At 65.8% G+C, this 20,881-nt stretch carries 17 protein-coding genes, 1 tRNA gene and 1 pseudogene; 9 read left to right on the top strand and 10 right to left on the bottom strand.

The features are described from left to right. Positions 1 to 231 precede the first annotated feature (231 nt). Both AB7F41_RS12190 and AB7F41_RS12185 read right to left on the bottom strand, forming a co-directional pair. On the bottom strand, positions 232 to 831 hold the full coding sequence (locus tag AB7F41_RS12190) for a hypothetical protein (RefSeq protein WP_428383077.1): 600 nt from the start codon (positions 829 to 831) through the stop codon (positions 232 to 234). Between the two features lie 177 nt (positions 832 to 1,008). Then, the gene (locus tag AB7F41_RS12185; protein ID WP_428383100.1) at positions 1,009 to 1,965 is read right to left on the bottom strand and encodes an N-acetylmuramic acid 6-phosphate etherase; all 957 of its coding nucleotides are present in this window, start codon (positions 1,963 to 1,965) and stop codon (positions 1,009 to 1,011) included. A gap of 216 nt (positions 1,966 to 2,181) precedes the next feature. On the opposite strand from AB7F41_RS12185, the gene AB7F41_RS12180 reads away from it, so the two are divergent. Both AB7F41_RS12180 and nagA read left to right on the top strand, forming a co-directional pair. Beyond that, positions 2,182 to 3,213: an SIS domain-containing protein gene (locus tag AB7F41_RS12180; RefSeq protein WP_428383075.1), complete on the top strand. Its 1,032-nt coding sequence runs from the start codon at positions 2,182 to 2,184 to the stop codon at positions 3,211 to 3,213. Next, positions 3,210 to 4,382 carry an N-acetylglucosamine-6-phosphate deacetylase gene (gene nagA, locus AB7F41_RS12175; protein WP_428383073.1) on the top strand — a complete coding sequence of 391 codons (1,173 nt, stop codon included), beginning with the start codon at positions 3,210 to 3,212 and terminating at the stop codon, positions 4,380 to 4,382. Before AB7F41_RS12180 ends, nagA begins: the two co-directional genes overlap by 4 nt. A 65-nt stretch (positions 4,383 to 4,447) precedes the next feature. On the opposite strand, the gene bcsS is transcribed toward nagA, so the two are convergent. The 3 genes from bcsS to AB7F41_RS12160 form a co-directional block, all read right to left on the bottom strand. Next, entirely contained in the window at positions 4,448 to 5,296 is an 849-nt protein-coding gene (gene bcsS, locus AB7F41_RS12170) for a cellulose biosynthesis protein BcsS (protein ID WP_428383071.1), read from the bottom strand. A 199-nt stretch (positions 5,297 to 5,495) separates the two neighbouring features. Beyond that, on the bottom strand, positions 5,496 to 6,731 hold the full coding sequence (locus AB7F41_RS12165) for a M48 family metallopeptidase (protein ID WP_428383069.1): 1,236 nt from the start codon (positions 6,729 to 6,731) through the stop codon (positions 5,496 to 5,498). An 84-nt stretch (positions 6,732 to 6,815) separates the two neighbouring features. Continuing rightward, positions 6,816 to 8,372 (bottom strand): Wzz/FepE/Etk N-terminal domain-containing protein, encoded by a 1,557-nt coding sequence (locus AB7F41_RS12160; protein ID WP_428383067.1) that lies wholly within the window; start codon positions 8,370 to 8,372, stop codon positions 6,816 to 6,818. Positions 8,373 to 8,530: 158 nt separating this feature from the next. On the opposite strand from AB7F41_RS12160, the gene AB7F41_RS12155 reads away from it, so the two are divergent. From AB7F41_RS12155 to AB7F41_RS12140, 4 genes are all read left to right on the top strand, one after another. Then, the gene (locus tag AB7F41_RS12155; protein ID WP_428383065.1) at positions 8,531 to 9,100 is read left to right on the top strand and encodes a polysaccharide biosynthesis/export family protein; all 570 of its coding nucleotides are present in this window, start codon (positions 8,531 to 8,533) and stop codon (positions 9,098 to 9,100) included. Between the two features lie 144 nt (positions 9,101 to 9,244). Then, a complete protein-coding gene (locus tag AB7F41_RS12150; protein ID WP_428383064.1) occupies positions 9,245 to 9,631 on the top strand; it encodes a DUF423 domain-containing protein in 387 nt (128 codons plus the stop codon). A gap of 137 nt (positions 9,632 to 9,768) precedes the next feature. Further along, a complete protein-coding gene (locus AB7F41_RS12145; protein WP_428383098.1) occupies positions 9,769 to 10,119 on the top strand; it encodes a response regulator in 351 nt (116 codons plus the stop codon). 79 nt (positions 10,120 to 10,198) lie between these two features. After that, positions 10,199 to 12,106, top strand: coding sequence for an AsmA family protein (locus AB7F41_RS12140; protein ID WP_428383062.1), 1,908 nt, complete (start codon positions 10,199 to 10,201; stop codon positions 12,104 to 12,106). Between the two features lie 10 nt (positions 12,107 to 12,116). Here AB7F41_RS12140 and AB7F41_RS12135 read toward each other — a convergent pair whose 3' ends face one another. The 3 genes from AB7F41_RS12135 to AB7F41_RS12125 all read right to left on the bottom strand — a co-directional run bounded on the left by AB7F41_RS12135 (position 12,117) and on the right by AB7F41_RS12125 (position 12,950). Beyond that, a complete protein-coding gene (locus tag AB7F41_RS12135) occupies positions 12,117 to 12,410 on the bottom strand; it encodes a hypothetical protein (protein ID WP_428383061.1) in 294 nt (97 codons plus the stop codon). Positions 12,411 to 12,506: 96 nt separating this feature from the next. After that, positions 12,507 to 12,710 carry a hypothetical protein gene (locus AB7F41_RS12130; protein ID WP_428383059.1) on the bottom strand — a complete coding sequence of 68 codons (204 nt, stop codon included), beginning with the start codon at positions 12,708 to 12,710 and terminating at the stop codon, positions 12,507 to 12,509. Between the two features lie 169 nt (positions 12,711 to 12,879). Continuing rightward, a tRNA-Cys gene (locus tag AB7F41_RS12125) sits at positions 12,880 to 12,950 on the bottom strand. A gap of 102 nt (positions 12,951 to 13,052) precedes the next feature. Between AB7F41_RS12125 and AB7F41_RS12120 the strand changes: the two genes are divergently transcribed. From AB7F41_RS12120 to rnr, 3 genes are all read left to right on the top strand, one after another. Beyond that, positions 13,053 to 13,784, top strand: a complete 732-nt coding sequence (locus AB7F41_RS12120) for a ZIP family metal transporter (protein WP_428383057.1) — start codon at positions 13,053 to 13,055, stop codon at positions 13,782 to 13,784. Between the two features lie 112 nt (positions 13,785 to 13,896). Then, entirely contained in the window at positions 13,897 to 16,839 is a 2,943-nt protein-coding gene (gene topA, locus AB7F41_RS12115) for a type I DNA topoisomerase (protein WP_428383055.1), read from the top strand. 181 nt (positions 16,840 to 17,020) lie between these two features. Next, positions 17,021 to 19,321, top strand: coding sequence for a ribonuclease R (gene rnr / locus AB7F41_RS12110; RefSeq protein WP_428383053.1), 2,301 nt, complete (start codon positions 17,021 to 17,023; stop codon positions 19,319 to 19,321). Positions 19,322 to 19,495: 174 nt separating this feature from the next. On the opposite strand, the gene AB7F41_RS12105 is transcribed toward rnr, so the two are convergent. Beyond that, entirely contained in the window at positions 19,496 to 20,212 is a 717-nt protein-coding gene (locus tag AB7F41_RS12105; RefSeq protein WP_428406592.1) for a hypothetical protein, read from the bottom strand. 82 nt (positions 20,213 to 20,294) lie between these two features. Next, positions 20,295 to 20,881, bottom strand: a pseudogene (locus AB7F41_RS12100) (hypothetical protein); the annotation flags it as partial.

The raw sequence follows: 20,881 nt of genomic DNA, 5'->3' as shown, positions 1-20,881 counted from the left end.
GAACGCGGCCTCCATGCGTGGGCTCGCTCATCAAGACGATTTCTTGAAACATGCCTGCCCGCGGCGAACGAGTCGTTCGGCGACAACCGGCCTGTCACCAAGCCGAAACCCGCCAAAGCTGCGCATAGGACATGCCGGAGGCGCAAGTTCATTTATCTTGAGTCCCTTCCATTGCATCGCCGTCGGAAGAAATCCCATGGAGGGTCGCGCATTCCCCATTTTGCAGTGGCGCTATTCCTTGCTCGTCCGTCCCGCCGCTTCGCTCCTGAGCCATTTCCATAAATCGACGACGCGCGGCTTCGCCCATTCGAAGAACGCCGCGCCGCATTTCCATCCGACGCGCAGGACGACTTTGACGAACTCGACCGCTCGGTCGAACCAGGGCAAGAGCGAACTGTCCGGCGGAATTTTCGCCCGCGCCCAGGCGACCCAATCGCCGGCGATCTGCGAGATTGCACGCCACAACACGCCCCACGGGTCTTCGACTGGCGCATGCGCCGCAGCATCGCGAAAACGCGCAAATTCGGCGGCGATCTCCGCGCTCTTGCGGCGCTCGTCGTCGAGCTGGCGCGACAGCGCGGCGACATGCGTGGCCTCCTCCTCCGCGCGATGTTCATACCTCTCGGCCCGCTTGGCGTTTTCCTGCGCGTCCAGCACGTCGGCGGCGATTTCCCGCGCCGATTCGTCGACTTGAACCGCCATGGCCTCAAATTGGGAAAGCAGAGCATCCCGCTGCGTCGTCACATCGCGCAGGAGAGCAAGGAGTTCTTCGCGCCCGAGTTTGTCATGTTCGACGGGCGTGCGTGTCTCGGGGATGGGACTGCTCGACAATTTGTGCCTCCAGGCGACGCGTCATCCAGTTGCGCCGCCCGAACTCGCGCGATGGCTCGCCGCTGCGACCGCAGTCATAAGGTAACGCGGCCGATCTTGCTGTCCAGCTGTAGCGCCCTGTTGCGAATGCGCCAAAACGCCGCTCGCGCGGCAAGACGCGCGTCGATTCACGCGCGCCTATTCATGAGTCGCCCGCTCGCTCGCGCCGACGGAAAACGTCGGCTGCGTTCCTTCGAGAACATCCTCATGAAATTCGCCGATCAGGCTCATCGCCCGGCGCAGATGGCCGTCGGCGCGATCGAGCGCGGCCTGCGCCTCGTCGCGCCCATATCCCTGGAGAAGAAGGAAGGCGAGCTTGACGCTCCCCCCTGCTCTGCGCAGCGCCTCCTGCACATCCTCATGGCCTCGACCGCTCAGGCGCGCCAAAATCTTTTCGCTTCTGCGTACGAGTTTCTTGTTCGAGGCCTGCACGTCCACCATCAAGCCGTCATACACGCGCCCGAGCGAGATCATGACGAGCGAGGACAGCAGAATGAGCGTGATCCGCTGCGCCGTCCCCGCTTTCATGCGAGTCGAACCGGCGATCGCTTCGGGGCCGGTATCGAGAAATATCGCGTGATCGGCTTCCCTCAGCAGCGGCGTGTCGCGATTGTTGGCGACGCCGATGGCGAGCGCGCCCGCCGCTTTCGCGGCGCGCATGCACGCCACCGTGAAGGGAGTCGTTCCGCTCGCCGCCACCGCAATGGCGACGTCCGCCGGCCCCAAGGCATGGCGCTGGGCAAGCTTCACGGCCTGCGCCTCCTGATCCTCGGCGCCCTCGACGGCCTGGAGAAGGGCGGTCTTGCCGCCCGCCATGAGCAGCAGGAGCCGTTCCTGCGGCCAGCCGAACGTCGGCATGAGCTCGGCGCCGTCCTGGACGGCCAGGCGCCCGGACGTGCCGGCTCCCATATAGACCAGCCTGCCGCCGTGCTTCAGCCGCCGCTCGATCGCAAGTCCCGCGCTTTCAATGGCGGGGTGCGCCGCCCGCACCGCCGCGACGGCGGCGAACTGGCCTTCGATCATCGCCTCCAGGATCTCTGCCGGATCCCAAAGGTCGATGTTCGAATAGCGCGGGCTGGGGCGTTCGGTTTCCATCGGCGTCATTCACGCGATCGCGAGGATTTTGGGGATATGCCTATCCAGCAAGCGGTTTCAAGTGAGGCCGGACGCCCCGGGCGCAACGACAAACGTGAGCCAGGCGCGTTCCTTGGCTTTCGAGGCGGACTTTCTTGAACTCGCTTCTTCACGTTCGCTTCGCTTTGAGGGTTATGCGATTATTGCAAAATGCCTGCCGCCAACCCAGCAATAGAAATGACCTTTCCTGAATTCCAGATGACCGCCGAATTACGAACGGCGCCAGAGGCCGTGCGGCGGCAGGAGAAGGCTCTGCCGGGCGTCCTCGCCGCGCTCGTTGCGCAGCTGCGGCGCAAGCCGCCGCAAGTCGTCGTCACCTGCGCCCGAGGCAGCTCCGCCCATGCGGCGACCTTCGGCAAACATCTGATCGAGCGATATCTCGGCGTTGTCGTCGCGGCGGCTGCGCCGAGCGTCACGACGATCTACCATCAGCGCCTGGCTCTGGACGGCCAGTTTTTTCTGGCCATTTCGCAGTCCGGGACAAGCGGCGACCTCATCGAACAGACCGTCGCGGCGCGGGACTCCGGCGCCGTCACCGCCTGCATCACCAACCATGCCGAAAGCGAGCTTGCGCAATGCTGTGAGTTCGTCCTGCCGATGGAGGCCGGGCCGGAGCTCAGCGTTCCGGCGACGAAGACGTTCATCGCATCGCTCGCGGTTCTGGCGCGGCTGACGGCGCTGTGGGCCGAACATGAGGCGCTCGCCGGCGCGCTGCAGCGTCTGCCGGATCGGCTCGCCGCCGCCAGCGAATTGGATTGGCGCAATTTGATCGGCGCCCTCACCGGAGCCGCCAGTCTTGTCACCATCGGCCGCGGCCCGACGCTCGCCATTGCGCGGGAGGCGGCGCTGAAACTGAAGGAGACCTCGGGTCTGCACGCCGAAGCCTTTTCCGCGGCCGAATTTCAGCATGGCCCGATCGCCCTGGTGGCTTCGCAATATCCGATCGTGATCTTCACGCCCACCGACGCCGCGGCCGCGGGCACGGACCAACTCGCGCACGATCTGATCGCGAAAGGCGCGGCGCTGTTCTCCGCCGGTTCGAATGTCGCGCCGCCCGGCGCGCTGGAGACGCTTCCCGCCGATCAGCCGGAAACGGACGCGATTTGCCAGATCCAAAGCTTTTACGGAATGGTCGCCCGTCTCGCGGCGGCGCGCGGCGTCAACGCGGACGAGCCGCGGCACTTGCAGAAGATCACGCGCACGCGATGAGCGTCACGGGACGATACGCCATCGCCGCGGATGTCGTCTTCGACGGCGCGAAGATTCATCAAAACAGCGCCATCCTCATCGAGGAATCGCAAATCGTCGCGATCGCGCCGCGCGACGCAGTGTCGACGTCGGTCGACGTCTATGAAGCGCCGACAGGCGCCTGGCTTGCGCCGGGCTTTATCGACATCCAGGTGAACGGCGGCGGCGACGCGCTCTTCAACGCCGATCCGACGCCCGAGGGACTCACGAAAATTGTCGCCGCCCATCGAAGGTTCGGCACGACGGCGCTTGTGCCGACGCTGATCACCGACGCCGATGAAATCATGACGGCGGCGTTGCGCGCCGTCGAGACGATGCTGCCTCGGGAGCCGGGCATTCTCGGCATCCATCTCGAAGGCCCCTTCCTGTCGCCGGACAAGCCCGGAGTCCACCGCCGTGACCTCATTCGGCGTCCCGAGCCGCATCACCTGCAAATGCTCGCCGCGTTCAGGCCTGGCGTATTGCTCGTCACCCTGGCGCCGGAAGTGGCGCCTGCGGGATTCATCGCCGAACTGGTGGCGGCGGGCGCGAAGGTTTCGCTCGGCCATTCGATGGCGACGTATGAACAGACCCGCGCCGCAATGGCGGAGGGATTGACCGGTTTCACGCATTTGTTCAACGCCATGCGGCCGCTGTCCGCCCGCGAGCCCGGACCGATCGCCGCGGCGCTTGAATCGCCGAACGCCTATTATGGACTGATCGTCGACGGCGAACATGTCGCCCCGGCGATGCTGGCGCTGGCCTTGCGCGGCGCAGGCCATCCGATGCTTGTCACCGACGCGATGCCGCCGGTCGGCGGCGCCAAGCATGACTTCATGCTTCAGGGCGCAGAGATCACGGTTCGCGACGGCCGTTGCGTGACGTCGGACGGCGTTCTCGCCGGATCCTCGCTCGATATGGCGACGGCGGTCAGAAACTGCGTTCGGCTCCTGGGACTGCCGTTAGAGCGCGCCTTGCGCTTCGCCTCGACCGAGCCGGCCGACTTCCTGGGCGTGGGCCATGTCCTTGGCCGGCTCGCTCCCGGCCACCGCGCCGACATCGTCGCCCTGGATCGAAGCGATCTCTCGGTCGTCGCGACATGGGTCGCCGGAAAGAAATCCGACGACGGGACGAAGCCGGACAGGACATGATCGCGGTTTGGCGCCGACGTCATTGCAAACTGTGCGGCGCTCGCGCCGACGCGCCGAAAAACATCTCAAAATCGGACGCTCGTCTCCAGGATCGAATAGGCGCCCTTGCCGGCGTACTCGTCACGCACATAGCCGCCTGAGAGACTCGCATAGAACGGCCCGATCTCCATGATGGTGATATGCGCGCCGAACATTGGCTGAAGGTCGCCCCTATAGGTGTTCAGCGCCGCATGCGGCCCAACGAATAATTTTCCTTGCAGCAAGACCGGAAGCGCGTCGTCGAAGGGAACTGAAACGCCCGGCTTCACCTCGAAATATCCCCATTGGTACGCGGTCGTATAGATGCCGGACGCGAAAAGCATCAGCTGGCTAGTCGGCGTCGCCCGAAACTCCAGACTCCCTAAGACGCCGAACTCGGTTCCCGCCAGATCTCTTGCGGCGTCCGGCGGAATGCGCAGCGCAGGACTCGCCATATTGGCGCCGAGATAGCCTTCCCTGGTCATCCCGACCCCAACAAATCCGCTCGCCTCCCAATTGTCTTCGATCAGCGCGTAGCCGATCTGTGCGCCGACAAAACCGTCGGCGCCGTAATATTTGCCGACCGTGCCGAGGTAAGGGAGCGTCGCGTCGTCGACGTCCAGCGCATTGGCGACGAGGTTCTCCGCGTCGCTTCCCTTCACATTATCGGCATAGCCCCCAAAGCCGCCGGTAGCGCGAAGGCGCCAACCCGACTCGTCGAGCGAAGAACCCGTCGCGGCCGTCGCCGTGAACCATTGGTACCAGGATCTTCGAGACGTGCCCCATGACCAGGAGTCGAACGACACGCTCGGAGGTCGCTTCAGCGGCTGGTCGATCGCGCTTGTCGGACCTTCCGCCTCGGCGAGGCTCGATACATCGACCGCATTCGGCGACATCAATAGCGAACAAATTGCCGCAACACCGCTCGCGCAATTCATCCTGGGGCTCCCGGGCGCACGCAGAGCGTAACCTTGATCCGGGGATTTTCCGGGAAAATTCGGAAACGGCGCGAGATTTTCAGCTCACGTGCTTTTTTCGCCACACATCGGCGTCGGCCGCGCCACCAACGCGGCCGCAGGCGCCGGCCCTCGCCCCCTAGCCCGCCGCGCGCAATTGCGCGACGCGCAGCGGCGCCGGCGGATGCGAGAAGTAGAATGTGGCGTAGAGCGGATCGGGCGTCAGCGTCGCGAGATTGTCGCGCGTCAGCCGCGTCAGCGCCGAGATCATCGGCTCCTTTCCGACCAGATCGCGCGCGAAAGCGTCGGCCTCGAACTCCGCCCGACGCGAGCGCCACGCCAGCACGGGCGACAGCACATGCGAGATCGGCTCACGCGCGAGCAGCAGCGCGACAAGCACGACGCCGGGATCGTTGGGCAGCCCGAACCAGCCGGCGAAGACGTCGGAGCCGAAAGCCCACCCCAACACCGCAAAGCCGATGAAGGCGATTGCCGCGGCCAAGAACAGCATCTGCCGCACATGGCCGAATTTGAAGTGGCCGAGCTCATGCGCGAGAATCGATTCGATCTCGTCGGGCGAATGTTTGTCGAGCAGCGTATCGAAGAAGACGATGCGCTTGGCTTTGCCGAATCCGCTGAAATAGGCGTTGCCATGCGTGGAGCGCGTCGACGCGTCCATCACATAGAGGCCCTTCGACTCGAAGCCGCATTTGGCGAGCAGCGCCTCCATCCGCTGTTTCATCGCGCCCTCTTCGAGCGGCGTGAATGTGTTGAAGAGCGGCGCGATGACGGTCGGATAGATCACCGTCATCGCAATCGCGATGGCGATGAAGGCGACATAGGCGAAGAGCCACCACGTATCGGGCGCGGCGCCCAGAAGCCAGAACATCCCGAACAGCAGAGGCGTCGAAATGGCGAGCTCCAGCGCCGCGGACTTGGCTTGATCGACGAGAAATTTCCGCGGCGTCAGGCGATTGAACCCAAACCGCTCCTCGAGCCTGAAGGCGCGCGCGGCGGCGAAGGGCATGTCGATCACACTGCCGATCAGGCCGAAGGCGAGAACGAACAGCACGCTGCGGACAAGGCCCGGTTCGACGATGGCGGCGATCGCCGCATAAAGCGGCGCGAGGCCGAGCGCCAGCCACAGGATCGAAATCGCGGCGTCGAAAACCGTTTCGACGATCGAGAACTCGGTTTTCGCGATCGTATATTCGGCGGCGCGGCGATGGTCGTCGAGGGTGACTTCGCCCGCGAAATCCTGCGGCACCCGATCCCGATTGGCCTCGACCGTCGCCATCTGCCGCATGCGCAAATAAACGCCCAAGCCGGCCGAGGCGGCGATCGCCAGACAAATCACGACCCCCATCGCGCTCATTCTTCGCTCCCGCAATTTCTCCTGCGGCAATATAGGAGCGCGCGTCCGGCATTGCGAGAGCGGCGCATTAGGCGCCCTGCGACCTCAGCCGCCACGCGCTTCAGCGCGGTCGATCAGGCCGATCTCATGCTTTGATCGGCTTCGATCGCCTTGAGCGACGCGGTTTTCCTCAGCCAAACTCTGCATCAGGCGTTCGACGCGGCCGGCGCAGGCCGTCTCGAAGCTGGGTCGCGCCGTTGCGGCGCCGCGTTGAGCGGTCGTCCCGCCGACCGCCTTCGCGCGACGTCCCGTGGCGCGCGAGGCGGCGACCGTTTCGGCGTTGCCGCGCTCAGGCCGCAATCCCGGCCCGCCGCGAAGCCATTCGCCCAGAACGATCGCCGCCGCGGCCAGCGCGAAAGCGCCAAACGTCGCGACGGCCGTGATCGCCAGCATCCTGGACATTGCAGGAAATTGCGGAACCAGCGCGCGCTGGACGATCCGAGCGTCGGCGAACGCGGCCTTCTCGCCTGCGCGCGCGAGCGCGTCCTGATATCTGGCCGTCTCCATTCCCAACTGCGTCCTGAGCAGGCCCGCGGCGCGCTCCAGCTCCGGCAAGTCCGCGCGCGCCGCCGTGACGCCCGTCCGGCTGTCTGGCGCGCGCCGCAGACTCTCGCCGCCCGCGCCGGCGGCCTGCGCTTGGGTTTCGAGCGCGCGCGCCAATTGCGCGACGGCCGTCCGCAACTGCGCGTCCACGCTGGCGAGCTGCGCGTTCAGTTCTTTGATCTGCGGATGTTTCCACAGCAGCGTTTGCGATTCGCGCGCGAGTCGCCCGCGAAGCGCGAAGCGCTGCTCGTCGATGCGGCGGATCGACTCATCGTCGGCGCGTTCGGCGATTTCGTCGAACCGACCCTGCCGAAGCATCTCTGTGAGCATGTCGGCTTTGGCGCGCGCCACGGCCGGCGCGAGTCCCGGCGCCGGCTCGGCGCTTGCAGCATCGACCTGCCGTGCGCGCAGCATTTCGACGCGCGCCTCGGCGTCGGCGACGCGCGATTTCAGATCCGAGACGCGCGTTGCGAGCGCTTGCGCCGCCGTGCGGGCTTTGGCGCGGTTCGCCGCCTGCTGCATCTGGACGGCGCCCTCGGCGACGGCGTTCGCGGCGCGCGCCGCAAGACCGGGATCGCGCGAACTGAATTCGATCGAGAGCTCGCGCATGTTGGGCCGCCTGCGGACGGCGAGCCGCTCCGAAAACCTTTCGAAGATCCGCTCCTCGCCAGACGCAGGCCCGAAGCCGCCCATGCTTCTGGCGGGCGAATCGAATTCGTCGTTGCCGCTCAAACGAAGCGATTCGACGATTCGTCGCGCCAGATCGCGGGACGTGAGCAGCTCGATCTGACGCTGCGCGGCTTCGGCGTCCGGCGCACCCTGGTCGATCCGCCTGCTCTTGCCGGCGCGGATGACGGAGCGCTGCTGGTTTTCCAGCAGCAGACGGGCTTCGGCGCTATAGCGCGGCGCAAAGATATTGACGATCAGCAGCGCGCCCACGCCGGCCGCGAGCGTCGGCCCGATCAACAGCCATCGTCTCTTGAGCAGGAGGCGACCCACGCCTCTCAGATCGAGGCGACGGCTTGCGTCGTCGCCGTTCGCTGCATCGCCGCGCCGCATGGCACACTCCGCGTTCAGCGAAGAGATCTAAAAATTTATGGTTTAAGCAAAGTTAACCGGTTCGGCGCCGAGAGGTGAATGTTTGTTAACCATGACCCAATAAAACGATGAGGTCGCGCCGCGACGAAATCGAATCTTAAGCAAACCTCGGGTCGGGAATGGCCAGAAAGATTGCCGTCGCGGTCGCCGCGCTCCTGGGCGCGATGCTTTCGGCGTGCGCGGTCCCCGGCGACTACCGCCCGGAACTCCTCTATCCCGAGAAAGTCTACGAGGCCTATGCGCTCGGCCCCGGCGACCGGCTGCGCGTGATCGTGTTCGGACAGGACGCGCTGTCCAACACCTATACGGTCGACGGAGTCGGCCGCATCGCCATGCCGCTGATCGGCGCCGTCAAGGTTCAGGGCCTCCACGCCGCGGCCGTCGAGCGGATGATCGCCGCGCGGCTGCGCAACGGCTATATCCGCGACCCGCATGTCGCCGTCGAGGTCGAAGCGTTCCGGCCGTTCTTCATCATGGGAGAAGTCGTCAATGGCGGACAATATCCCTTTGTCGACAGCATGACGGTGCGCACCGCGATCGCCATCGCCGGCGGATACAGTCCTCGCGGCTTCGACGGCGGCGCGGACCTCACGCGCATCATCAACGGCTGCCCGGTGACCGGACGCGTGCCGCTCGATTATCCGGTGCGGCCAGGCGATACGATTACGGTGCTCGAACGGATATTTTAAACGCGCGCCTGTCCGGAACGCGCGCCGCGAGAATCGGAGACGACTGGTCGATTCGGCTTGACGTCTCTAACGTCGCGCGGACGCCTCCGCCCTTCCCGAAGGGCTGAGAGCGCCGTTGGGCCATAGCCGCAAACGAGGTCGCCCGTGAGATTCGCCTTTCTCATCTCCGGCATCGCCGCCGTTCAAGGGGCGGCCGGCGTTTCGCTCGCCGCCGCCGCCGCGCATGTCGACTCCAGTCCGCTTCTGGCGACGGCAAGCCAGTTTTTGATGATTCACGCCGCCGTCGGCGTCGGTCTCGCCGCGCTGTTGAAAACGACGCCGCGGCCGGAGGCGAACTGGCTCGCCGGCGTCGCCTTGGCGCTGCAGACCGGGGTTACGCTGTTCGCGGGCGATCTTGCCGCGCGCGTCTTTCTCGGCGGGAAGCTGTTCGCTCTCGCCGCGCCAATCGGCGGCGGGCTGACGATCGTCAGCTGGTGCGCGCTCGCCATCTGGTCGGCGTTCGCCATATTGCGCGTAAATTCGCGACAATAGACGCCCGAAAGCTAGACATCCGTAGGAAACCGCCCCACCATTCATTTATGTCGGTCTCCGGCTCAACAGACCTTTCGTCTTCGGCCCTGCCAAGCGACGAACCGCATCGGGCAAGCGATCCCTTGCTCGGGCGACGGGTGTTGATCGTCGAAGACGACCCCTATATCGCGCTGGCGCTCGAAGAGACGCTGTCCGAATTCGGCTTAATTATCGTGGGGATGGCGCGCAGCGTCGAAGAGGCGGTCACGCTGTCGCGCCAGGATGGAATCGATCTGGCGTTGCTCGACGTCAATGTCGGCCACGAGAAGATCGATCCTGTCGCCGACGTGCTGGCCGCACGCGGCTGCCCTTTCATTTTTACGACCGGCTGCGGCCGCTCGGGCCTGCCCGAGGCCCATCTTGAGCACGCCATGGTCGAAAAACCGTTTTACGTCGACGAAATCCTCGCCGCGCTGCGCGGCGAACTTGCGCGCGTCGAAGTCCGCTAGACTCGGCCTTTCGCCACTTTATCGCCCTGCTTAGCCACGACAAACGATCTCCAAGGACTCGCTTCCAGGAGCAACCGGCGTGCAGCCGTCCGTCGCAACAGACAGGCCGTCGTCACCTGTCGGAGCGCGCCGCTTTGCCGGCGCAGCGCTTCGCCTGCTGACGGCCGTCGCGGCCTTCATGGCGGTCGCCGCCGTCGTCGCGCCCTGGCTGTTCTCCCCCGCCGCGCTCATGGATGCGGTCGGCGATCAGCTCCAAGGTTCTTCAGGGCTTTATGTCGCCGCACGCGGCCGCACGAGCTTCTCGCTCCTGCCGCGTCCGAGCATCGCCGTCGAAGGAGTCGCCTTCGCGGATCGCAACGGCGCGGTGGTGATCGAATCGCGCGAGTTGCGCGGCGAGGTCGACGTTCTGCCGTTGCTCGCGGGACGGCTGAAGGTGGCGGCCGTAAAATTGATCCGGCCGCACGCGCGCATCGATTTCGACAAGAAGCCTGAGGGCGCTCCGGGCGCCGCGGCGCGCGCCGCGGCCGCCAAGCCGGCGACGCTCGAAGCCGCCGTCGCGGACAGCGTGCGATTCGGGGCCGTGTCGGTCATTGACGGCGACGCGCAGATCACCTGGCGCGGCGGCGTCTACACGCTGGAACGGATCAACGCAAATTTCGAATGGCGCCGCATCGGCGAGGCGGCGGCTTTGACCGGCGCGTTCAACTTCAACGGCGAGCGGCTTGAGGCGCTCCTGTGGGTGGCGCGTCCGGGCGCGCTGCTGCGCGGCGAAGAATCCGTCGTCACGTCGCGGCTCGACGGCAGGGCCTTTCAGTTTGAGGCGCAGGGGATCGGTCAGCTTGGCGCCAATGCGCGCTTCTCGGGCCGCGTCGCGGCGGCGGCGGCGTCCACGCGCCGCGCGCTCGCGCTGTTCGGCGTCGCCGCGCCGCTTCCAGGCCCGTTCAACGACACGCAATTCGCCGCGCAGGCGACGCTCACGCGCGGAGACGCGCGCTTCAAGGGCGCGCGTCTCTTTGTCGATGGAAACGAATTCAAGGGCGATCTCAATTTTCAGACGGAAGACGGCCGGCCGACGCTCACCGCGGCGCTGCACAGCGAATTCCTGTCGCTGCGGCCGTTCCTGGTCGATGCGCCGCCGCTTGTCGCCGCGAGCGGAAAATGGAGCAGGCAGCCGTTCAAATTTCCGGACCTCTCGGGCGCCGACATCGATCTGCGTCTCTCCGTCGGCCACGCCCGTCTCGGCCGGCTCAAAGTCGAAGACGCCGCCATAGCGGTCACGCTGCGCGACGGCGCCGCGGAATTCGCGATCACCCAGGCGCAGGCCTACCGCGGCATGCTCAAGTTCCGGGCGTCGGCCACGCCCGGACCCGAAGGCGTCACGCTGCGCGCCAACGCGCAAACGACGGCGGTCGACGCAGGCCCGCTGCTTTGGGACGCGTTTGGCAAACCCATGCTGGCCGGCGCGCTGACCGCGACTCTCACGGTCGACGGCGTCGGCGACAGAATGGCGGCTCTCATGCAGAGCCTGAACGGGCGCGCGAGCGTCGCGCTGGTCGACGGCGAGGTCTCCGGCGTCGACCTCGAGAAGGCGCTGCGCCGGCTGAAGACGCGCCCGCTCACCAGCGCCTTTGACATCCGCTCAGGACGCTCGACCCTCGACGCGGCGAGCGCGACGATAAAAATGGAGAATGGCGTCGCCGAGATCGCCGAGGGCGTCGCGCGCGGACCGGGGTTCTCGCTGGCGTTCGACGGATCGGCGCGCCTCCCGGATCGCAGCGTCGCGATCCGAGCCGTCGCGCGCGAGACCGACAGCGCAGGCAAGACGGCCGATTCCGCGCCAAGCATCGCCTTCGATATCGCCGGCCGTTGGGACGAATTATCGCTGGGGCTGGACGCGCAGGCCTTCATTCGCCGCTCGGACGCGGCCGCCCCGCTGCTGCCTCGCCCCGACCCCGATCGGCCGCCAGAGGCGCCGCCGGCGCAATGACGCCAAACCGTCAGACGCCCTCGAACTGCGTCTCGCGCAGCAGCCTGGTCAATTCGTCGGGAATGTCGAGATAGCGGAAACGGCGCAGCTCAAAGCCGACTTCGACGACGCCCCACGGCGGCGCGTAGGTCCGCCACGGCGAAACCTCCGCGAGGATGACGACGTGGCCGCCATCGATGCCGCGGGCGATTCGCGCGACCGTATAAATGTCGCCCCGGATCAGGCCATTGCACCGTCCGTACGGGCCCGCAGTCGCGTCTACGCAAATCACCTCGGCGCCGGGAGGCGTTTCAGGACTGATCATGTGGCGACCTCGTTCTGCAGCGCGATGAACGCGCGCTCCTCAATCAATTATGGAGCGCGCGTCGGCGGGCGAAAGAGCCCGCGCGCCGCCTGACGGTCACCAGAACTTGAGAAAGCCGAACAGGCCTCGTTTCAGCTTTTTGCGATCCAGCGCGCTGAGCTCGTCATAGACCCGGCGCGCGGCGGCCCGCATTTCCAGGAGCTTGTCGTCTGAGACGTCGAAATCGAGAACCGCGGTTTTCAACTCCCGGCGCGCCTGATCCAGTCGCGCCTGCGTATCCGCAATCAACGCATTCAGCATCGTTACCCTCTTCGATGGTCAGGTCCAAACTATAACGCAACTGCGAAGAAAAATGACCCCAACGCGCGTCCAGCGCGGCCGGGAGGCTCATTTTTCTTATGGCTTTGGCGATCTCGCGAAGCGTTCGCCCTCAAGATGACGCCGCCATTCATCGCCTTGAGAAAGCGCGAGGCCTCGGAGGGAATCGAACCCCCGTACAAGGATTTGCAGTCCTCTGCGTAGCCACTCCGCCACGAGGCCGTCGCGCGGCGTGCGCCGCGTGCGCTCGCTCATACAGGAGGGCGCCAAGGCGAGCAAGCGGCCCTCGCAGAAACCGAGCGGACCGGATAGGCTCTCGCCGCGATGGCTGACTTCCCGCTCGTTCTTCTGCTCGCCGCGCTGCCGGCGCTCGGCAATTTCGCCGGCGGCGTCATCGCTGAATTCGTCGACGCCTCCGCGCGCATGTTGAGCCGCGCGCTGCATGTCGCCGCCGGGGTGGTGACCGCCGTGGTCGCCGTCGAACTGATGCCCCAGGCCCTCGCCGGCGGCGCGCCGGCCTGGGCGATCGCGCTCGCGCTCCTGGTCGGCGGCGGCTTTTACATGGCGCTGGAATGGGTGGTGGGCCGGCTGGCCGGAGCGGATGGCGCGGCAGCCGGCGCCTCCATGGTCTATGCGGCGGTCGGCGTCGATCTCTTCGGCGACGGCCTGATGATCGGCGTCGGCTCGGCGGTCTCCCTGAGCCTCGCCCTGGTCCTGGCCGTGGGGCAGGTGCTCGCCGATATTCCCGAAGGCTTCGCCGCGATCGCCAATCTGAAAAGCAAGGGCGTGAGGCGGCTCTGGCGCGTTGCGCTCTCCGCCTCCTTCTTCGGCTTCTGCCTGGTGGGCGCGGCGATCGGCTACTGGCTGCTGCGTGGCCAGAGCGAGGCGCTGAAGCTGTCGGCGCTGGCGTTCACCGGCGGCGTTCTGCAAATCGCGGCGGTGGAGGACCTGATGAGAGAGGCCCATGAGGCGGCGGAAGATACGCGCTGGTCTTCGATGCATTTCATCGGCGGCTTCGCGCTTTTTACGGCGCTCGCCAGTTATTTCGACCATTGAGCGACGCGGCGGCGCTTCGACGCGCGGGGCTGGCCAATTTGACAGCGGGCGCCCATTTTGACCATCTTCCGCCGCTCGCGCCGAGCCGGCGCCCCCCTGGAATTGTCGCGAAATGAATGTCGTTATCGTCGAGTCGGCCGCCAAAGCGCAGACGATCAACAAGTATTTGGGTAAGGATTTCAATGTTCTAGCTTGTTATGGCCATGTGCGCGACCTCCCCGCTAAGGATGGTTCGGTCGATCCCGACCAGGACTTCTCCATGGTCTGGGAGATGGACGCCAAGGGCGCAAAGCGCGTCTCGGCCATCGCCGACGCGGTCAAGGGCGCGGACAAGGTCATCCTCGCGACCGACCCGGATCGCGAGGGCGAAGCCATTTCCTGGCATCTGCTCGATATTCTGAATAAAAAACGCGCGCTTAAGGACAAGAAGATCGAGCGCGTCGTCTTCAACGCGGTCACCAAGGACGCGATCAAGGAAGCGATGGCGCATCCGCGCCAGATCGATCAGGCGCTGGTCGACGCCTATCTGGCGCGGCGCGCGCTCGACTATCTCGTGGGCTTCACCCTGTCGCCGGTGCTGTGGCGCAAACTGCCCGGCGCGCGTTCGGCCGGCCGCGTGCAGTCGGTCGCGCTGCGCCTCGTCTGCGACCGCGAGCTCGAGATCGAAAAATTCGTCCCGCGCGAATATTGGTCGCTCGTCGCCCATCTGAAGACCAAGGCCGGCGACCCCTTCACGGCGCGGCTCGTCGGCGCCGACGGCAGGAAGATCCAGCGGCTCGACATCGGCGCAGGCCAGGAGGCCGAGGACTTCAAGGAGGCGCTGGAGACCGCCGCCTTCGTCGTCCGCTCGGTCGAAGCCAAGCCGGTCAAGCGCCATCCCTATGCGCCGTTCACGACCTCCACGCTGCAGCAGGAGGCCTCCCGCAAGCTGGGGCTCGCGCCGGCGATCACCATGCGCATCGCCCAGCGGCTCTACGAGGGCGTCGACATCGGCGGCGAGACGGCGGGCCTCATTACCTATATGCGAACCGACGGCGTCGACATGGCGCCCGAGGCCGTCGCGAGCGTGCGCCGGGTGATCGGAAAGGAATATGGCGACCGCTTCGTTCCCGGCGCGCCGCGCAAATATACGACGAAGGCCAAGAATGCGCAGGAAGCGCATGAGGCGATCCGCCCGACCGATCCCGCGCGTCTCCCGAAGGCCGTCGCCAAATATCTCGAGCCCGAACAGGCGAAACTCTACGAGCTGATCTGGACGCGCACCATTGCGAGCCAGATGGAGTCGGCCGAGCTCGAGCGCACGACGGTCGACATCGATGCGCGCGTCGGAGCGCGGACGCTGGAGCTGCGCGCGACGGGTCAGGTCGTCCGCTTTCCGGGCTTCCTAGAGCTCTATCAGGAAGGCCGCGACGACGATCAGGACGAGGACGGCGGACGGCTTCCGGCGATGGCCCAGGGCGAACCCGTCACGCGCGAAAAAATCGACGCGACCCAGCACTTTACCGAACCGCCGCCGCGCTTCACCGAAGCGACGCTCGTCAAGCGGATGGAGGAGCTCGGCATCGGCCGTCCCTCGACCTACGCCTCGACGCTCGCCGTGCTGCGCGACCGCGACTACGTTCGGCTCGACAAGAAGCGGCTCATGCCGGAGGACAAGGGGCGCCTCGTCGTCGCCTTTCTCGAAAGCTTCTTCTCGCGCTATGTCGAGTTCGACTTCACCGCCGACCTCGAGGAAAAGCTCGATCTCGTCTCGAACAATGAGATCGACTGGAAAGAGGTGCTACGGGACTTCTGGCGCGATTTCTCCGCGGCCGTCGACGGCACCAAGGACCTGCGCGTCAGCGAGGTGCTCGACAGTCTGAATGAGCTGCTCGGCCCGCATGTCTTTCCGGCGAAGGAGGACGGCGGCGATCCGCGGCTCTGCCCCGCCTGCAACAGCGGCCAGCTCTCGCTGAAGATCGGCAAGTTCGGCGCCTTCGTCGGCTGTTCGAACTATCCCGAGTGCCGCTACACGCGGACCCTGTCGCCGCCGACCGGCGACGCCGCGGACGCGGCGCGGCCGGGCGTCAAGGTCCTGGGCCTCAATCCCGAGACCGGCGCCGAAGTCACGCTGCGGGACGGCCGCTTCGGCGCCTATGTGCAGGAAGGCGAACAGGAGGAAGGCGGCGAAAAGCCCAAACGCGCCTCGCTGCCCAAAAACATCCGGCCCGACGATCTGACGCTCGCACAGGCCATCGCGCTGCTCGCTCTGCCGCGCGAAGTGGCGAAACATCCGACGACCGGCGAGCCCATCGTCGCCGGCATCGGGCGTTTCGGCCCCTATGTGCAGCACGGAAAGACCTACGCCAATATCGGCCGTGACGATGACGTGCTGAGCATCGGCGGAAACCGCGCCATCGACCTCATCGTGCAGAAGGAGTCCGGCGGCGGCGGTTCGCGCTTCTCGCGTGGACCGGCGGAGCCGGCGCGCGTGCTCGGCGACCATCCGGAAGGCGGATCGGTGAGCGTCAAATCCGGCCGCTTCGGACCTTATGTGAACTGGGGCAAGGTCAACGCCACGATCCCGCGCGCCGTCGATCCGGCGTCGCTGACGCTCGCGCAGGCGATCGAGCTTCTCGCCGAGAAGGCCGCGGGCGGCGGGGGATCGTCCGGCGGCCGCGCGCTCGGCGACCACCCGGAGGGCGGCAAGATCACCGTGCGCGCCGGCCGCTTCGGCCCCTATGTGAACTGGGGCAAGATCAACGCGACTCTGGCCAAGGGCGCCTCGGCCGACGACGTGACGCTTGAAGAGGCGCTGCGCCTCATCGAAGCCAAGGGCGGCGCGCCGAAGACATCGGCGAAAAAAGCGCCGGCCAAAAAGACGCCAGCGAAGAAGGCTCCGGCCAAGAAAGCGCCGGCGAAAGCAAAGAAGACAATCGAAGACAGCGACGAGACGCCGTTCGACGATTCCCAGCCGGTCCAGGAAACGGCGACGGCGGCCGTCAAAAAGACGGCGGCGAAGAAGGCGCCCGCCAAGAAGACCGCGACGAAGCCGAAGAAGGCCGCCGCGAATTAGACCAAGACGTTTTGGAATTTCACTGATTTTGAAGCGGCGTTTCAACTTCGCCGCCGGCATCCTATATGTTTGACGACGAGTCCGATCGAAATGCACGGATGTCATTCCCGCAGCGCGCGATGCGCATCGCTCGGGATATGCGCGAACGACCCGATAGGTCTCTCTATGATCTGAGCGGCGTATGTCCGCTGTTTCTGCCCTTTTGAGCGAGTCCTTGGCGAAAAAAGACACGAAAGAAAAACGCGCGCCCTCTCGCGAAGACATCCTCGCCTTCATTGCCCGCGAAACCGAGGCGGGCGGTCCGCGCAAGATCGGCGTGCGCGAAATCGCCCGCGCTTTCGGGCTTACCGGCGACGACCGGATCGCCATCAAGCGCATGCTCGCCGAACTCGCCGACGAAGGCGTTCTCGAAAAGCGCGGCCGCCGCGTGACCCGCAAGGGCGCGCTGCCGCCGGTCGCGCTCGTCGATATCGTCTCCCGCGACCGCGACGGCGAGATGATCGCCGCGCCGGTCGAGTGGGATGAAGACGAGCTGGGGCCGGCGCCGCGCATTCGCATTCAGGCGCCGCGCCGCGCGCGGCCGGGCGAGCCCCTGCCCGGCGTCGGCGACCGCGCGCTCGTTCGCGCCGAGCCCGATCGCGACGCCGGAGCGAATGAGCCGCCCTATGTCGGGCGCGTCGTCAAACTTCTCTCGCGCCAGCGCCATCGCGTGCTTGGCGTGCTGCATATCGAAGCGAACGGCGCGGGCCGCATCGAGCCGATCGACAAGAAGCAGGCGGGGCGCGAACTTGCCGTCGCGGCGGCCGACATCGGCGAGGGCAAGCACGGCGATCTCATCTCGGTCGATCTCGTCGGCAAGACGCGCTTCGGCGCGCCGCGCGCCCGCGTGCGCGAAACGCTGGGGTCGGTGACCGGCGAAAAGGCGGTGAGCCTGATCGCGCTGCGCGCGCATGAGATCCCGGATGTGTTTCGCGCCGAGGCGACGGCCGAGGCCGAACGCGCGCAGCCCGCGTCGCTGCATGGACGCGAAGACTGGCGCGATCTGCCGCTCGTCACGATCGATCCGCCGGACGCGAAGGATCATGACGACGCGGTGCACGCCGCGCCCGACGATGCGCCGGACAATGAGGGCGGCTTCATCCTCACGGTCGCGATCGCCGACGTCGCGCATTATGTGACGCCGCGCTCGGCTCTCGATCGCGACGCGTTGGAGCGCGGCAATTCGGTCTATTTTCCGGACCGCGTCGTGCCGATGCTGCCCGAACGCATCTCCAACGACCTGTGCTCCTTACGCCCCGGCGAAGACCGGCCGGCGCTCGCCGTGCGCATGCGCATCACGAGCAAGGGCAAGAAGATCGAACATCGTTTTCATCGCGTGATGATGCGTTCGCACGCCAAGCTCGCTTATGCGCAGGCGCAGGACGCGATCGACGGCCGCACGGATGAAATAACGAAGCCGCTGCTCGCTTCAACGCTCAAGCCGCTTTACGCCGCGCATGAAGCGCTGCAGCACGCGCGCAATCTGCGCGCGCCGCTCGATCTCGACCTGCCCGAGCGCAAGATTCTTTTGAAGAAAGACGGCTCCTTCGATCGCGTCGTCATTCCGCCGCGGCTCGAAGCGCATCGGCTCATCGAAGAATTCATGATTCTCGCCAATGTCGCGGCCGCCGAAACCTTGGAGCAGCATCGCCAGCAGTTGATCTATCGCGCCCATGACGAACCCTCGCGCGAAAAGGTCTCGGCGCTTTCAGAATTTCTCGCGACGATCGGCGTCAAGCTCGCCAAGGGCCAGACGCTGCGCCCCTCGCATTTCAATGTGATCCTCGATCGCGTGAAGGGCATGGAGCACGAGAATATCGTCAACGAGATCATTCTGCGCACGCAGGCGCAGGCGGAATATACGCATGAGAATTACGGGCACTTCGGCCTCAATCTGCGCCGCTACGCGCATTTCACCTCGCCGATCCGCCGCTATGCGGATCTCATCGTGCATCGCGCGCTCATTCGCGCGCTGAAGTTCGGCGAAGGCGCCCTACCCGATATGCCGGCCGGCGAACTTGCGGAAATCGCCGCGCGCATCTCGGCCGCCGAACGACGCGCGATGGCGGCGGAACGCGAGACCGTCGATCGGCTCATCGCGCATCATCTCGCCGATCAGATCGGCGCGCGCTTCTCAGCGCGCATTTCCGGCGTGACGAAATCGGGGCTCTTCGTGCGCCTGCTCGAAACCGGCGCCGACGGTTTCGTGCCAGCGGCGACGCTGGGCCGCGAATATTACGCCTATGACCCGGCGGCGCATGCGCTCACCTCGCGCTCCGGGGTCAGCTACCGGCTCGCGGATGTGATCGAGGTGCGGCTCATCGAGGCGGCGCCGATCGCCGGCGCGCTGCGCTTCGAGGTGGTGAGCGGCGGCGAACGCCGCGCCCCGCCGCCCCGGGCGAAAAAGGAGCGCGAGCGCAAGCCCGCGCGCCGCAAACGATAGTCTGATATGGATTCCGACTGACCCTTCCCCTTGGGCCGTGTCATTCCCGGCAGGCCGAAGGCCTGATCGGGAATCCAGAATCGATTCAAGAATGCTGGCTTGCTCTGCATTCCCGATTCGCGCGCTTGGCGCGCGCGTCGGGAATAACAGTCGAGCGGAGCGTCGAACGAGTCCCTATGTGACGCCCGTCACAACCGACTCTACTTCTCGCCAAACGCCGTTGCGCTTTTCAAGAATTACCGCCACCACCATAAATTCGAGGGGCAAGGGCGTCGCCTTACCGTCTGGTGATCGTCTGAATTGCCGTTCTTCAACGACTTTGATGAACGCAGCCTTGCGAAATCTGCTGTCGAACACCGGGAAAGTATACTCTATACGCGCAAAGTGCGGAGAATAAGGATCATCTTCGATCTCACGCTTATCTAACAATTTCGTTTTGTTCTCGAATACTTCACGCCACGCTTTCAATCTCTCCTTATCCTCTTCTTCGGTGCAGAAAGCTTCCGGTTGCTTACCTTCCGGATCGAATATTTTCTTGACTTCATGAAAACCAGAAGGATGTTCCGCGGTCAGTCCCGCAAGCGCCTTGATCCCGAAATATTTGCGCGACAAACCCTCGGGAATGCTGTCCCACCTCCAACTCGCCGCATAGAAGCAGCGCGGTAATGGATCGCGAGTCTTGTCGGGGTGCATGACCCCATAGGCGCGAAAGAGCGCGATCGCCTCTTTCACGAGACGCTCCTGCGCCTCCTCCGCCGGAGCGACGCCTGAACACAATATCGCGGCGAGCGTGAAAACGGTTGCGATATGATGTTTGAATCTCAACCTGGCCTCCATCGAAAAACTTGAATTCACGCCTTCGAGAATACGCAAAAGCCCCGCCGGCAACATTCGGCGGGGCCGCTATTGTATCCGAAGTTGCGGCAGGCGGCGCCGCGCTTCTAAGCGAACGACGGACCGATCGGCGCGCGCGTCACGCGCCTTTCGCGCAAATGTAAACTTGGCGGCGCCTGCCCCAGCACTGGCCGGTCCGATAGACCTTGCCGAGGCTGCGGCCGCCGAGGCTCGCCATCCAGGTCCGTCCATGTTCGAGCTTCAGAACGATGGCGTCGTCGCCGGCGTTGAGCGTGAGCACGGAGCGATTGGGCTGGCGCAGCATGCAGCTGCGCTCGAACAGAACCCGCCCGTCGACCTTGACGAAGCATTTGGCGTGGCGCGCCGCGCCGGCCGTCTCGTCCTCGCGCTGGCTTACGCGCGCCGCCGGCGCGTTGTCGTCGGCCTCCGCCAGCGCGACCGCGTCAGCGGCGGCGGCGACAGGCGGCGCGTCGTCGAAAGCGGTTTTCGGCCGCGCGGGCGCGGCGTCGAGCGGCGGCGCCGCGACCGCGCCCAGCGCCGGCGCTGCGGCGGGAGTGTCTGTTTTGGTAGGCGGCGACAATGGCTCGGGGAAGGGCTCCGCCGCGACCGGCGCCTCCGCGACCCTCGCCTCGCGCAAGGCCGTCGCGTCGGCGGCGTCCGGCGCAGGCGCCGCGGGCTGAGCTGGCTTGGCGCTGGCCATAGGCG

This window comes from Methylocystis sp., assembly GCF_050251305.1.
Lineage (GTDB): Bacteria > Pseudomonadota > Alphaproteobacteria > Rhizobiales > Beijerinckiaceae > Methylocystis.
Note: the sequence above shows the minus strand (reverse complement) of the source record. Positions and strands in the feature narration are given on the sequence as shown.

Excerpts from the sequence above, each read along its gene's own strand:
- nagA (WP_428383073.1), top strand. The coding sequence starts at position 3,210 with ATGAGCGTCACGGGACGATACGCCATCGCCGCGGATGTCGTCTTCGAC.
- rnr (WP_428383053.1), top strand. The coding sequence starts at position 17,021 with ATGTCCGCTGTTTCTGCCCTTTTGAGCGAGTCCTTGGCGAAAAAAGAC.
- AB7F41_RS12135 (WP_428383061.1), bottom strand. The coding sequence starts at position 12,410 with ATGATCAGTCCTGAAACGCCTCCCGGCGCCGAGGTGATTTGCGTAGAC.
- AB7F41_RS12155 (WP_428383065.1), top strand. The coding sequence starts at position 8,531 with ATGGCCAGAAAGATTGCCGTCGCGGTCGCCGCGCTCCTGGGCGCGATG.
- AB7F41_RS12180 (WP_428383075.1), top strand. The coding sequence starts at position 2,182 with ATGACCTTTCCTGAATTCCAGATGACCGCCGAATTACGAACGGCGCCA.
- AB7F41_RS12120 (WP_428383057.1), top strand. The coding sequence starts at position 13,053 with ATGGCTGACTTCCCGCTCGTTCTTCTGCTCGCCGCGCTGCCGGCGCTC.
- topA (WP_428383055.1), top strand. The coding sequence starts at position 13,897 with ATGAATGTCGTTATCGTCGAGTCGGCCGCCAAAGCGCAGACGATCAAC.
- AB7F41_RS12130 (WP_428383059.1), bottom strand. The coding sequence starts at position 12,710 with ATGCTGAATGCGTTGATTGCGGATACGCAGGCGCGACTGGATCAGGCG.
- AB7F41_RS12165 (WP_428383069.1), bottom strand. The coding sequence starts at position 6,731 with ATGAGCGCGATGGGGGTCGTGATTTGTCTGGCGATCGCCGCCTCGGCC.
- bcsS (WP_428383071.1), bottom strand. The coding sequence starts at position 5,296 with ATGTCGCCGAATGCGGTCGATGTATCGAGCCTCGCCGAGGCGGAAGGT.
- AB7F41_RS12105 (WP_428406592.1), bottom strand. The coding sequence starts at position 20,212 with ATGTTGCCGGCGGGGCTTTTGCGTATTCTCGAAGGCGTGAATTCAAGT.
- AB7F41_RS12160 (WP_428383067.1), bottom strand. The coding sequence starts at position 8,372 with ATGCGGCGCGGCGATGCAGCGAACGGCGACGACGCAAGCCGTCGCCTC.
- AB7F41_RS12185 (WP_428383100.1), bottom strand. The coding sequence starts at position 1,965 with ATGGAAACCGAACGCCCCAGCCCGCGCTATTCGAACATCGACCTTTGG.